12 protein-coding genes are annotated in these 12,992 nt (G+C 64.1%); all 12 read left to right on the top strand.

Annotated features, from left to right (window positions below):
• The first annotated feature begins 3 nt into the window (after positions 1-3).
• Positions 4-1,623, top strand: a complete 1,620-nt coding sequence (locus AC3WUM_RS15435) for a M81 family metallopeptidase (RefSeq protein WP_492411202.1) — start codon at positions 4-6, stop codon at positions 1,621-1,623.
• Positions 1,624-1,902: 279 nt separating this feature from the next.
• Complete coding sequence (locus tag AC3WUM_RS15440; protein WP_492411417.1) at positions 1,903-3,408, top strand: M81 family metallopeptidase; 1,506 nt, start codon at positions 1,903-1,905, stop codon at positions 3,406-3,408.
• A gap of 408 nt (positions 3,409-3,816) precedes the next feature.
• Positions 3,817-4,446 (top strand): energy transducer TonB, encoded by a 630-nt coding sequence (locus AC3WUM_RS15445; RefSeq protein ID WP_492411203.1) that lies wholly within the window; start codon positions 3,817-3,819, stop codon positions 4,444-4,446.
• Between the two features lie 35 nt (positions 4,447-4,481).
• On the top strand, positions 4,482-5,345 hold the full coding sequence (locus tag AC3WUM_RS15450) for a MotA/TolQ/ExbB proton channel family protein (RefSeq protein WP_492411204.1): 864 nt from the start codon (positions 4,482-4,484) through the stop codon (positions 5,343-5,345).
• 191 nt (positions 5,346-5,536) lie between these two features.
• The gene (locus AC3WUM_RS15455) at positions 5,537-5,965 is read left to right on the top strand and encodes an ExbD/TolR family protein (RefSeq protein ID WP_492411205.1); all 429 of its coding nucleotides are present in this window, start codon (positions 5,537-5,539) and stop codon (positions 5,963-5,965) included.
• A 178-nt stretch (positions 5,966-6,143) separates the two neighbouring features.
• Positions 6,144-6,578, top strand: a complete 435-nt coding sequence (locus AC3WUM_RS15460) for an ExbD/TolR family protein (protein ID WP_492411206.1) — start codon at positions 6,144-6,146, stop codon at positions 6,576-6,578.
• A 5-nt stretch (positions 6,579-6,583) separates the two neighbouring features.
• Positions 6,584-7,819 carry a hypothetical protein gene (locus tag AC3WUM_RS15465; protein ID WP_492411419.1) on the top strand — a complete coding sequence of 412 codons (1,236 nt, stop codon included), beginning with the start codon at positions 6,584-6,586 and terminating at the stop codon, positions 7,817-7,819.
• A gap of 86 nt (positions 7,820-7,905) precedes the next feature.
• Positions 7,906-9,195 (top strand): D-amino acid dehydrogenase, encoded by a 1,290-nt coding sequence (locus AC3WUM_RS15470; RefSeq protein ID WP_492411207.1) that lies wholly within the window; start codon positions 7,906-7,908, stop codon positions 9,193-9,195.
• 75 nt (positions 9,196-9,270) lie between these two features.
• Entirely contained in the window at positions 9,271-10,164 is an 894-nt protein-coding gene (locus AC3WUM_RS15475) for a LysR family transcriptional regulator (RefSeq protein ID WP_492411208.1), read from the top strand.
• Positions 10,165-10,226: 62 nt separating this feature from the next.
• Positions 10,227-11,021 (top strand): cysteate racemase, encoded by a 795-nt coding sequence (gene cuyB / locus AC3WUM_RS15480; RefSeq protein ID WP_492411209.1) that lies wholly within the window; start codon positions 10,227-10,229, stop codon positions 11,019-11,021.
• A gap of 93 nt (positions 11,022-11,114) precedes the next feature.
• Positions 11,115-12,074 (top strand): aldo/keto reductase, encoded by a 960-nt coding sequence (locus tag AC3WUM_RS15485; protein WP_492411210.1) that lies wholly within the window; start codon positions 11,115-11,117, stop codon positions 12,072-12,074.
• Positions 12,071-12,949, top strand: coding sequence for a class A beta-lactamase (gene bla, locus AC3WUM_RS15490; protein ID WP_492411211.1), 879 nt, complete (start codon positions 12,071-12,073; stop codon positions 12,947-12,949). The genes AC3WUM_RS15485 and bla overlap by 4 nt, the downstream gene beginning before the upstream one ends.
• Positions 12,950-12,992: the final 43 nt, after the last annotated feature.

Here is a 12,992-nt window from a genome sequence, read left to right on the forward strand (position 1 = left end):
CACATGAAAATCACGCGCAGAAAAATGCTGACCGCTTCGACCGTCGCAGGCCTGTCGGCCACCGGTCTGGCAGGCGGCGTGCAGGCGGCCGAGAAGAAGTCCGGCAGCAGTAGCAACAGCAGGCCGATCCGCATCGCGGTGATGAACTTCATGCACGAGAACGTCACCTTCCTGCCGTACGACACCGTGCTCGACGACTTCATCTACGAAGGCTCGCCGGCGCGCGGCGAAGCGCTGCTCGGCTCGGGTTTCGGCACCATCACCGGTTTCGTGAAAGTGGCGCGCGAACACGCGAACGTCGAAGTCGTCGGCATCGAATCGCCGCTGTTCCCGAAGCGCGGCTCGGCCTCGGGCTGGGTGACCAAGGACGCCTTCGAAACCCTGATGGCGAACATGATCAAGGACCTCAAGGCGCAGGGTCCGTTCGACGGCGCCTACCTGTCGCTGCACGGCGCCATGAGCGTGCGCGATGTGCCGCGCGCCGAAGCCGAGATCGCGCGTCGTGTTCGCGAAGTGATCGGTCCGAAGGCCTTCATCGCCGGCACTTTCGATCCGCACGGCAACGAGGACCAGGAGTTCCTGCGCTACGCGAACTTCGCGTTCTGCATCAAGTATTACCCGCACTACGACGATCATCTGCAGGGTGAGCGCGCGGCGCGCATGCTGATCCGCAGCATTCGCGGTGACTACAAGCCGACCACCGCGACGCGCAAGCCGCCGATCATCACGGCCTCGGTGCTGCAGTGGACGGGCGCTTCGCCGTGGATGGATATCGTGCAGCGCGCGCTGGTGTGGGAAGCGCGTTCGCCGGACGTTTACGTGAGCTTCTATTACGGTTTCGCGTTCGGCGATGCGGTGGACTGCGGCATGACCTTCCAGGTGATGACCAATGGCGATCCGGAACTCGCGAACAAGGTCGCCGAAGACATGGCGACGACGGCCTGGCGCCTGCGCAAGGAGCTCGTCTACGGAACCAAGGTGTACTCGCATGCCGAAGGCGTGAAGCTCGCCAAGGAAGCGCTCGCCAGCGGCAAGAACCTGCCGGTGGTGCTGGCCGATCACAGCGACCGCTCGGGCGCCGCCACCTGGCAGCTCGAACAGGTCATCAGCCAGAAGCTCAGCAAGACGCTGCTCGGCACCGTCGCGGACGAGCAGGCGATCGAGGCGCTGCGCAAGAAGGGCGTCAAGGTCGGCGACAAGTTCGACATGGAGATCGGCGGCCGTCTCGACGAATCGGCCGGCAAGCCGGTGCGCGTGACCGGCGTCGTTCACACCGTCAGCGGTGGCATCGGGCGTTTCGGCGGTGCGGCCAAGTCGCAGCTCTGGGTCAGCGTGAAGTTCGGCGATGGCAACGTCGTGATCATCAGCCCGTACCTGTACCAGAACCTCGAGCCCGACGAGTTCCTGGACCTGGGCATCAATCCGGCCGACTTCAAGGTGTTCTGCATCAAGTCGCGCGTGCATTTCCGCCGCGGCTATCACGACAACGGCTACGCCAAGACCATTCTGCTCGTCGAGCCCGAACAGCCCTTCGTCGGCACCGTGCGGCTCGAAGCGCTCAACTACAAGTACGTCAAGCTCGACAAGTTCTATCCGTACGGAAAGAACGTCACTTATCCCTGAGGCGATCTCGCCCGAGGCCAGGCGCCTCGGGTGTTCTCTTCGGGTGTCGCGAGCGCCACGAGCCGGTTGGGGAGCCGGCGAGTGGCGTTTTTTCCAGGTGCATCACGTGCGGTTTGAACCATTCGGAAAGTACGTCACGGAGTACAAGGGAGCAGCATGAAGATCACTCGAAGAGAAGTCATCAAAGCCATCGGCCCGGCCTCGCTGGCCGGGGTTTCGCTGGGGCTCACAGCGCAGGCGGCCGAGAAGTCGGCCTCGTCGAAGCCATCGGCCAAGCCGCTGCGGATCGCGGCGATCTATTTCGTGCACGAGACGGTGACGTTCCTGCCGTACGACACCACGCTCGAAGATTTCATCTACGAAGGTTCGCCCGCGCGTGGCGAGGCTTTGCTGTCGTCGGACCCGCAGGGTGCGATGGGCGGCTTCGTCAAGGTGGCGCGCGAACATGCGAACGTGGAAGTCATCGGCATCGAATCGCCGCTGATGCCCAAGACCGGCTCGGCCTCGGGCTGGATCGACAAGACCACCTACGATCATTTCGTCAACAAGATGATCGACGAGCTCAAGGCGCAGGGGCCGTGGGACTGCGTATATCTGGCGCTGCACGGTGCGATGGGCGTGCGCGGCGTCGAGCGTCCGGAGGCCGAACTCGCCAGGCGCGTGCGCGCGGTGGTCGGGCCCAAGGCTTTCATCGGCGGCACCTTCGATCCGCACGGCAACGAAGATCCGGAATTCCTGCGCCACGCGAACCTCGCGTTCTGCGTGAAGTATTACCCGCACTACGATTACTACCTGCAGGGCGAGCGCATGGCGCGTGCGCTGATCCGCTGCGCCCGCGGCGACTACAAGCCGACCACGGCCACGCGCAAGCCGCCGATGATCACGCCGTCGGTACTGCAGTGGACCGGCCAGTCGCCATGGATGGACATGGTGCAGCGCGCGCTGGTCTGGGAGGCGCGTCTGCCCGACGTCTACGTGAGCTTCTATTACGGCTTCGCGTTCATGGATTCGGCCGAAGCCGGCATGACCTTCCAGGTGATGACCAACGGCGATCCGGAACTCGCGAACAAGATCGCCGACGACATGGCGATCACCGCCTGGCGTCGCCGCGAGGAGTTCTACGCGACCAAGGTACTGTCGATGAAGGAGGGCGTCGCCAAGGCCAAGGAAGCGATGAAGGCCGGAAAGACGCCGATCGTGCTGGCCGACCACAGCGACCGCTCCGGTGCGGCGACCTGGCTGCTGCGCGAAGTGATCGATCAGAAGCTCAGCAACACGCTGATCGCCACGGTCGCAGACAAGGACGTGATCGAGGCTTTGCGCAAGAAGGGCGTCAAGGTCGGCGACAAGTTCGACATGACGGTCGGCGGCAAGCTCGACGTGTCGGCCGGCGAGCCGGTGCGCATCGTTGGCACCGTCAACACGGTCAGCGGTGGCTCGGGTGGCCGCCGTGACGGGCGCGTCAGCGCGGCGGCCTCGCAGCTCTGGGTCAGCGTCAAGTTCGGCGACGGCAACGTGCTCGTGATCAGCCCGTACCTGCACCAGAACACCGAGCCGGATGCGTTTCTCGACATCGGCATCAACCCCGACAGCTTCAAAGCGATCGCGATCAAATCACGCGTGCATTTCCGTCGCGGCTACTACGACAGCGGCTACGCCAAGACGATCCTGCTCGTCGAGCCCGACCAGCCCTTCGTCGGCACCGTGCGTCTCGATGCGCTCGACTACAAGCATCTCGACCTCAAGAAGTTCTATCCGTACGGGAAGAACATCTCGTATCCGTAGCGACATCCGGCCGGAGCGTTCGGGGGCACACAAGGCTGCCGGATTGGCGGCAGCTGCGGTACCGGCAGGCCCAGGCGATCGCGTTCTTCAACCTGTAACGCGATCGCTTTATTTTTGTTAAAAAATTTTCGATTGGAAACACATAACTTCGAGTTATGTCGGCAGTCGATCAATTCATTGGATAGGGTGATGCCGAAATCCTATCTTCCTACGGTCACGATTCATTTGGCCCTGAGTGTGAAAGCGCACATCAGAACCCGCCTGAAACTTTTTTCATCATCGCGATTTATGTGATCCATCCAAAAAACAGCGCAAGAAACAACAGAGCCCACCCGTAGGAGCGGCGACGGCCTTGTGAAGCACCTTTGGGAAAGCGCCCTTCGCTTTCCGCCATGCAGGAGTTAAATGATGGAATTTGGCAAACGCCAAGACCCCAAGAAGCGGTTGTACGGCATTGTGGGTGTGGTGCTTTTTCACGTTTTGCTGGTGTGGGGTCTCGTATCGGGTCTGGCTCGCAAGGCGATCGAAGTGCTGCCGTCGCCGATCGAAACCCAGATCCTCGAAGACGATGTTCCGCAGGAGGAGCCGCCACCGCCACCGCCTCCGCCGGATCTCGATATTCCGCCGCCGCCGTTCGTCCCGCCGCCTGAAATCAATATCGCGACGCCACCGCCGCCGTCACAGAACACGCTGTCCGCTGTGTCGACGACGCCGCCTCCGCCGGCCCCGCCGCCGGTCGCCGCACCCAAGCCCGCTGTTCGCGTTGCGCCCGTCGTCAAGGCCAGCGCATGCCGTCAACCGGAATATCCGCCGGTCTCGGAGCGCCTGGGTGAAGCCGGAACCGTGGTGTTGCAGATGCTCGTGGGAGTCGACGGCAAGGTGACCGAGAGCCGGATCGAGACGAGCAGCGGTTTCGAACGTCTCGACAAGGCCGCTCAGCAGGCGCTGTCGCGCTGTCGGTTCACGCCGGGCACCGTCGACGGCAAACCCGAGCCGAGCTGGGCCCCGCTCAAGTACACGTTCAAGCCGCAGTCCTGACGTCAATCTGACCCCATCATTTGGAGATTAATTCGATGTTGTTCAAAGCCTCTCTCAAGGCGCTGATCCTGAGCGCCACCGTGTTGCTGCCGACGGCGCTGATGGCGCAGGACGCTCCCGCCGAAGCCCCTGCCGCCGAGGCACCTGCCGAGACCGTCGCTCCGGCTCCGGTCGCAGCCGAAACCGCCGCTCCGGCCGAAGCCGCCGCGGGCGAGACCGAAACCATCGCCGTCGAAAATCCCTATGGCATCGGCGCGCTGTGGGCGCAGGGTGACTTCGTCGCCAAAGGCGTGCTCGTGCTGATGCTGATCATGTCGGGCGCCACCTGGTACATCATGATCGTCAAGCTGATCGACCAGACCAAGCTGTTCAAGCAGGCCAAGGAAGCCAACGCCACGTTCTGGAGCAGCAAGTCGGTCGCCGAAGGCCTTTCGAAAGTCAAGACTGGCACGCCGTTCTGGTACATCGCCGATCGCGGCGTCGCCGCGAGCCAGCATCACGAAGGCACGCTGGTCGAACAGATCGACCTGTCGAGCTGGGTGACGATGAGCATCAATCGCGCCGTCGACGAAATCCAGAGCAAGCTGCAGGGCGGCCTCGCGGTGCTCGCCACCGTCGGCTCGACCGCTCCGTTCGTGGGTCTGTTCGGCACCGTCTGGGGCATCTATCACGCGCTGACGGCCATCGGCATCAGCGGCCAGGCCTCGATCGACAAGGTCGCCGGTCCGGTCGGTGAAGCGCTGATCATGACCGCCATCGGTCTGGCGGTCGCCGTTCCGGCGGTCATGGGCTACAACTGGCTCGTGCGCCGCAACAAGGCGGGCATGGAAACGGTGCGCAGCTTCTCGGCCGACCTGCATTCGGTCCTGTTGTCCGGCACGCGCGTCGGCAACAAGTAAGACCCAAGGTTGTGAAGGGCAAGTACGCGAGGCGAGTTTCACTCTCCCCACGTCTCAAACGGCTTGCCTTTCACTTTTTGTTCGGGAATCGAGAATCGGTAGCCGGGAATCGTAACCAGGCAGACGGCCTGGGCGATCCCGCCTCAAGGTTTTTTCCGATTCCCCATTTCCAGTAGTTCGGAGAACGCCGCATGGCGATGCAAGTAGGTGGAGACGACGAAGGCGAAGATGCCGTCGTCTCAGCGATCAATACCACGCCACTCGTGGACGTGATGCTGGTGCTGCTGATCATCTTCCTGATCACGATTCCGGTGGTGACACAGACGGTGCCGGTGAAGCTGCCGAACGAGCGCAACCAAGCGCTGCAGACCAAGCCCGAGAACATCGTGATCGCGATCGACAAGGACGGGAACATGTACTGGAACGTGCAGAAGGTTCCGGACGCCAACGCCTTGTTCGAGAAGCTGAAGGTGGAAGCGGTGAAGGTCCCGCAGCCGGAAGTGCACATCCGCGGCGATCAGACCAGCCGCTACCAGGCCGTGGGGCAGGTGATGGTGACCTGCCAGCGTGCTGGTATCGCCAAGGTCGGGTTCATTCTCGAGCCGCCGCCGCGCGGCTGATGACGTCAAGCTTGTCCCCTCTCCCGCGTGCGGGAGAGGGTGGTGCGAAGCACCGGGAGAGGGGCCGATCGGAAAGAGCGTCCCACTTTTCAGATGAACCCTCTCTCCCCTCGCTCACGCGAGGGACTCTCTCCCGCAAGCGGGAGAGAGGACCAACCAAATCGAACGGAGCAATCCCATGGGTATGAACGTAGGAAGCGGCGGTGGCTCCGGAGATCCGGAAGTCGTCGTCGACGTCAACACCACGCCGCTGATCGACGTGATGCTGGTGCTGCTGGTGATGCTGATCATCACGATCCCGATCCAGACGCACGCGGTGAAGCTAGACATGCCGCAGGCGAACAGCCCGCCGTCGGATGCGCCGCCGCCGCCGGCGGTGGATCTCGAGATCGACTTCGACGGCACGATCCTGTGGAACGGCTCGCCGATGGACCGCGGCACGCTCGAAGCGAACTTCCGTCGTGAAGGTCACGCCGACGCGGCCAACCAGAGCGAGTTCCACATTCGTCCGAACAAGCTCGTGGAATACAAGTACGTTGCGGGTGTCTTGGCCAGCGCGCAGCGCAACGGCGTGACCAAGATCGGCATCGTCGGCAACGAACAGTTCATGTGAGCCTGATGACCATGAAGAAGCATTCCAATCGAATTCGCCTGTCGGCTTTTGTATTCCTGCTGGCCGTCCAGGCGCCTTTTATCGGCTCGGCGTTCGCCGCCGAGAAGCAGAGCCTGCGCGCCGAAGTCGGCGCTCCGCTGCAGGAGGCGCAAAAAGCGCTGCAGGCCAAGGATTACAAGGGCGCGCTGGCCAAGATCAATGCAGCCGAAGCCGTCAGCAAGCTGACTTCGTACGAGTCCTACATCATCAACGGCCTCAAGGCTTCGGCCGCGCTCGGCGGTGGTGACTACAAGACGGCGCTGTCGGCATTCGAACAGGTGCTCGAATCGCCCGAGCTTCCGCCGGCCGAAAAGCTGCAGAAGTACGATGCGTACGTGAAGATCGCCTACAGCAGCAAGGACTACGGCAAGACCGCCGAAGCGATCGAGAAGTACAAGGCCGCGGGCGGCAGCAACGCCGAGACGCTCGGCCTGTACGTGCAAAGCCTTTATCTGGGCGGCAAGTACAAGGAAGCCGGCACCGAGCTGACGAGCCAGATCAAGTCGCTCGAAGCGGCGGGCAAGCGGCCCACGGATACGCAGCTGCAGCTGCTCGCCTCGTGCGCGCTCAAGCAGAACGACATGGTGGCGTACACCACGGCGCTCGAGAAGATCGTCACCTACACGCCCAAGCCCGACTACTGGCTCGACCTGACGCTGCGCACGAGCAACAAGCCGGGCTTCTCGCCGAATCTCGCGCTCGACGTGTACCGCCTGCGCAAGCGCACCGAAACGCTGCAGAAGACCGGCGACTACATGGAAGCCGCCCAGCTCGCGTTGCAAGCCGGTTTCCCGGGCGAGGCGCAGGCTTTCGTCGATGAGGGCTATGCCAAGAAGCTGCTTGGCGAAGGCGCGGATGCACCGCGTCACCAGCGCCTCAAGGATCTCGTCGCCAAGAAGCTCGCCGAAGACAAGGCCACGCTCGCCGAAGGCGAGAAGGCCGCTGCCGCGCAGGCCACCGGCGATGCGCTGGTCGCCACCGGTTTCAACCTCGTGGCCTACGGTGATTTCGACAAGGGCATCGCGCTGATGGAGCAGGGAATCGCCAAGGGCGGACTCAAATCGGCGGATCAGGCCAAGCTGCATCTGGGCTATGCTCAGTTGCTCGCGGGCAAGACGAGCGAAGCGAAGAAGACGCTTGCCGATGTCAAGGCCGCCGACGGCAGCGCCGACATGGCGCGTCTGTACACGCTGGCTGGCTGAAGAGGAGCGGCTTCGAAAAACCTCCGAGTCGGTCGCTGCGTTTCTGTTCGCTACGCCGATCACCGCAGACTCAGAGGTTTTGTCGGATGAAGATCATCGTCATGGGGGCGGGAGTCCTTGGAGTGACTTCCGCCTGGTATCTGTCCAAGGCGGGACACGAAGTCGTGGTGCTCGATCGCAATGCGGGCCCCGCGCGTGAAACCAGCTTCGGCAATGGTGGGCAGATATCCGTCAGCCATGCGGAACCCTGGGCCAACCCGAGCGCGCCGCTGAAGTTGCTGCGCTGGCTCGGCAAGGAAGATGCGCCGCTGCTGTTCCGGCTTCGCGCCGATTCGGCGCAATGGGCCTGGGGTCTCAAGTTTCTGCGTGAATGCGGCGCCGCCAGGACACGGCGCAACATGACGCAGCTGGTCCGCCTGGGCACCTACAGTCGAGAGAGCCTGCAGGTGCTCAGAGCGGAAACCGGCCTCGAATACGAGCATCTCGAGCGCGGCATCCTGCATTACTACACGAGTGCGAAGGACTTCGACGCGGCGCTCGCCGCTGCACGTGTCATGCGTGAACTCGGTTGCGAGCGTCGCATGGTCGACGGCGACGAACTGCTGCGCATCGAGCCTGCTCTGGCGCACATCCGCCCCAAGCTGGCCGGCGCGACCTATACGAGTGCGGACGAGTCGGGCGACGCTTATCTGTTCACGAATCGACTCGCCGCCTTGTGCGAACAGCGTGGTGTTCGCTTTCGTTTCGGCGTGCGCCTGCAACGCCTGCATCGGCAACACGATCGCCTCGGCGGCGTGGAATTCGCCGATGAAAACGGGGCTTATCAACTCGAACAGGCCGACGCTTACGTGCTCGCGCTCGGAAGCTTCAGCCCGCAGCTCGCGAGGACCGCTGGTGTCTCGCTCGACATCTATCCGGTGAAGGGCTATTCGCTGACCTTGCCGATCACCGATTCGGGCAAGGCACCGACGATCAGCCTGACCGACGAAGAGCACAAGATCGTTTTCAGCCGCTTCGGCGATCGCCTGCGCATTGCGGGAACCGCCGAATTCAATGGCTATTCGATGCAGCTCAACGCCGTGCGCTGCAAAGCCTTGCTCGATCGTACGCTCGAGGTTTTTCCTGGTGTCGCCGACCCCGTGCATGCCCGTTTCTGGACCGGGCTACGTCCTGCGACGCCGGGCAACGTGCCCTATATCGGGCGCAGCGCGGTCCGCAATCTTTATCTCAACACCGGCCACGGAACGCTCGGGTGGACGCACGCCTGCGGCTCCGGACGAGCCATCGCCGACATCGTCGACGGACGCGTGCCCGATTGCGATTTCGAGTTCATGGGTGTCGAACGAGGTTCGCGGTCGGCCGTCGCGGCGGCCTAGGGAAACACTCTTTCGCTCGCGCTTCGCTTCGGTAAGATCGTTTCATCGGACATTTCCGGTTTGTGAGTAGGCGCCATGGATCTCAAATGGTTGGAAGACTTCGTCAGCCTGGCCGAAACGCGCAGCTTTTCGCGCTCGGCCGAGGAACGCCACGTGACGCAGCCGGCGTTCAGCCGGCGCATACAGGCGCTCGAAATGTGGCTCGGCGCGCCGCTGATCGATCGCACCACGTATCCGACGACACTGACCGAGTCGGGCCGGCGCTTTCGTGAGACCGCAGAAGAGATCATCCAGCTGCTCGGCACCGCGCGCGCCGACCTGACCGCGGAGAGCCGCACGCGCCGTCGCAGCGTGAGCATGGCCGCGCTGCACACGCTCGCGCTGACGTTCTTCCCGCGCTGGTTCGGCAGGATCGAAGAAGCGACGGGCTCGATCGGCAGCCGCCTGCTCGCCGATGATTTCCACAACTGCCTGCAGGCGATCGCCGAAAACGGTTACGACTTCCTGCTCACGTATCACCATCCCTGCGCGCCGGTCACGCTCGATCCCTCCAAGTTTCCGTATCTGGTCGTCGGCACCGATGCGCTCGTCGCGGTGCGCAGCCCGCGCTTGCCTGAGGAGTCATCGCTGTTTCTCGATTACGCGAGCAACTCCTTCCTCGGTCGCGTCGCCACGTATGCGCAAGCGATGTCCGGCCTGGAGTCCGCCATCGTGCATACGAGCGAGAACGCGATGGCCGAAGCGCTCAAGTTCATGGCGCTCGAAGGGCATGGTGCGGCCTGGCTTCCGCGCAGTCTCGTCAAAGTCGAACTCGAACGCGGGGAACTGGTGACTTTCGGCTCGGAAACTGCGTTGGAGATTCGGCTGTATCGCGCATTGGAGCGTCGTCGGGGGGCCGTCGATGCGGTGTGGAACGCGGCTTCCGCGCTCGCCGCAAAACCTATGTTCGAGGCGCATAACCCAGGCTGAGAAGGCATTGGACCCTCTCTTGGCTCGAGCGCATCGTAGCGAGCCGAATGAGGAGATTGCTGATGCTGGGCGTGTTGGGTGGAATGGGGCCGGCTGCAACGGTCGACTTCATGGAAAAAGTGATCGACTGCACGGGCGCCGATACCGATCAGGAGAACATCCCGATGATCGTGTGCTCGGCCAGCAACATTCCCGATCGCACCGCTTACATTCTCGGCAACGGCCCGGATCCGCTCCCCGACATGATCGTCGCCGTGCGCCGCCTCGAACGCGCCGGCGCCACACGCATCGCCATCCCGTGCAACACCGCGCACTACTGGCATGCGGCGCTGCAGGCGGTTACGCCTCTGCCGATCCTGCATATCGTCGAAGTGGTCTGCGATGTGCTCGAACGCGAGCCCAATGCGAAGGCGCGTGGACCGATCGGCATCCTCGCCACGCACGGCACGCTGGCGGCTGGAATCTATTCGCAGCATCTTGCGGAGCGTGGTTTCAGCAGCCTGCAGCCACAGGGCGACGATCAGCACGAGGTCATGCGCGCGATCGGCCTGGTCAAGGCCGGCTGCACGACCGAGGCCGTCGAGCCGCTGATGCGCCAGGCGCAGAAGCTCTGGGATCGGGGTTGCAGCGTGGTGGTGATGGCCTGCACGGAAATTCCGGTCGCGCTCGCGCATCGCCCCGAGGTGGCGCAGGGCCGACTGCTCGATGCCACCGACGAGCTGGCCAAAGCCTGCGTCGCGCTCTACAAGACCGCTCCGTCCGAGAACGAGCCCGACGTGGAGTCCGGTGCGCCGACCGCTCCTGTGCCGACGCTGCACGGCGCCTCGATCTATGGTGGGACGACACTGCTGGCCTGACGGTCGACGGGCTGCCGCAGACCGCTTCGAGCCCAGGCCCGCTACCATGCGGGCCTTGTGCCGTCTGGCGCCAGCAAATCGAGGAGATCGACCATGGAGATGCGCGCGCTCGGCCGCAGCGGCCTGACGGTGGCGCCGCTGGTATTCGGCGGCAACGTGTTCGGCTGGACCTGCGATCGCAAAACCAGCTTCGATCTGCTCGACGCCTTCGTCGATGCGGGCTTCAACGGCATCGACACCGCCGATTCGTACTCGTACTGGGTGCCCGGCAATCGCGGCGGGGAATCAGAAACCATCATCGGCGAGTGGCTCAAGGCCAATCCGGCCAAGCGCCGCAAAGTGCTGCTGATGACCAAGGTCGGCATGAAGATGGGCGAGGGTTGCGTGGGCTTGTCCGCGCGCTGGATCGAGCGTGCGGTCGAAGATTCGCTGCGCAGGCTGCAGACCGATGTGATCGACCTGTACCAGTCGCACAAGCCCGATGCGGAGACGCCGCACGAAGAAACGCTCGCCGCCTACGACAAGCTGCTCAAGGCCGGCAAGATCCGCGCGATCGGAACCTCCAATCTCGATGCGCAACAGCTGGCCGCGTCGCTCGATGCCGCGGCCAAGCACGGCCTGCCTCGATACGAGACGCTGCAGCCCGAATACAACCTCTACGATCGCGCCAAGTTCGAAGGGCCCTTGCGCGATCTCGTGATGCGCGAGCAGATCGGAGTGATCACCTTCTACAGTCTCGCTTCGGGTTTCTTGTCGGGGAAATACCGCTCGCAGGCCGATCTCGCCCAAAGCCTGCGCGGACCGCGCGTCGCGCATTATCTCGATGCCCGCGGCCACCGGATCCTGGCCGCGCTCGATGCGGTGGCGCAGGCGCATGGCTCGGCCCCGGTCGAAGTCGCGCTGGCCTGGATCATCCAGCAAGCGGGAGTGACGGCACCGATCGCGAGCGCCACCAATCTGCGCCAGCTCGACAGCCTGGTCCGCTCGGTCCGGTTGCGCCTCACGGTGGACGAACTCGCCGCGCTCGACACCGCGAGCGCGCCCTCAGCATGAAGCGACGGCACTTCGCGCGTGGCCTGGCCTTGGCCGGCTTCGCACTGTCGCCACTGGCCGGCCTGGCCGCGCAGCGCTCGACACGGAGCGACGGCGAAGCCTTCTGGCATGACATCGAAGCCGGCGTCGGCGGGCGCTTCGGCGTGGCCGTGCTCGATACCGGCAGTGGGCAGGTGAGGGGTCACCGGCTCGATGAGCGCTTTCCGATGTGCAGCACGTTCAAATGGATCGCGGCGGCGCAGGTGCTGCAGCGTGTCGATGCTGGCCAGGAGCAGCTTCAGCGCCGCGTCCGCTTTGGGCGCGAGGTGCTGCTGTCGCATTCGCCGGTGACCGAGCGGCGCGTCGGCGGCGACGGCATGACGCTCGCGGAGCTCTGCGCCGCCACGATCACGGTCAGCGACAACGCGGCGGGCAATCTGCTGCTCGACAGCTTCGGTGGCCCGGCCGCGCTGACGCGGTACGTGCGCGGCCTGGGTGATACCGTGACGCGGCTCGATCGCAACGAGCCGACGCTCAACGAATCCATTCCGGGCGATCCGCGCGACACCACCAGCCCGCGCGCGATGGCCGGCCTGCTGCAAACGCTGCTGCTCGGCGACGCGCTGTCGACCACGAGCCGCGAGCAGCTGCGCCGCTGGATGGAAGCCACCCAGACCAGCGACCGCCGACTGAGAGCGGCATTGCCGGCGGGCTGGCGTCTGGCCAGCAAGACCGGCACCGGTCCGCGCGGTAGCACTCATGACATCGGCGTCTACTGGCCACCGGGCGAGCGCCCGCCGCTCGTGGTGGCGGTGTACCAGACCGGATCGACCGCTCCGCTGGCCGCGCTCGAAGCGGCGATCGCCCGTGTGGCGGCCCGGGTCACGGGCGCCTGATCGGCGGTTCAAGATCGTCCGCGGCTAACCGGCTAAGCTGTCG

It is taken from the genome of Hydrocarboniphaga sp. FW305-C-57, assembly GCF_058783045.1.

Bases quoted from the DNA above. Each gene is read 5' to 3' on its own strand.
- AC3WUM_RS15435 (WP_492411202.1), top strand. From the start codon at position 4: ATGAAAATCACGCGCAGAAAAATGCTGACCGCTTCGACCGTCGCAGGC.
- AC3WUM_RS15445 (WP_492411203.1), top strand. From the start codon at position 3,817: ATGGAATTTGGCAAACGCCAAGACCCCAAGAAGCGGTTGTACGGCATT.
- AC3WUM_RS15450 (WP_492411204.1), top strand. From the start codon at position 4,482: ATGTTGTTCAAAGCCTCTCTCAAGGCGCTGATCCTGAGCGCCACCGTG.
- AC3WUM_RS15455 (WP_492411205.1), top strand. From the start codon at position 5,537: ATGGCGATGCAAGTAGGTGGAGACGACGAAGGCGAAGATGCCGTCGTC.
- AC3WUM_RS15460 (WP_492411206.1), top strand. From the start codon at position 6,144: ATGGGTATGAACGTAGGAAGCGGCGGTGGCTCCGGAGATCCGGAAGTC.
- AC3WUM_RS15465 (WP_492411419.1), top strand. From the start codon at position 6,584: ATGACCATGAAGAAGCATTCCAATCGAATTCGCCTGTCGGCTTTTGTA.
- AC3WUM_RS15470 (WP_492411207.1), top strand. From the start codon at position 7,906: ATGAAGATCATCGTCATGGGGGCGGGAGTCCTTGGAGTGACTTCCGCC.
- AC3WUM_RS15475 (WP_492411208.1), top strand. From the start codon at position 9,271: ATGGATCTCAAATGGTTGGAAGACTTCGTCAGCCTGGCCGAAACGCGC.
- cuyB (WP_492411209.1), top strand. From the start codon at position 10,227: ATGCTGGGCGTGTTGGGTGGAATGGGGCCGGCTGCAACGGTCGACTTC.
- AC3WUM_RS15485 (WP_492411210.1), top strand. From the start codon at position 11,115: ATGGAGATGCGCGCGCTCGGCCGCAGCGGCCTGACGGTGGCGCCGCTG.
- bla (WP_492411211.1), top strand. From the start codon at position 12,071: ATGAAGCGACGGCACTTCGCGCGTGGCCTGGCCTTGGCCGGCTTCGCA.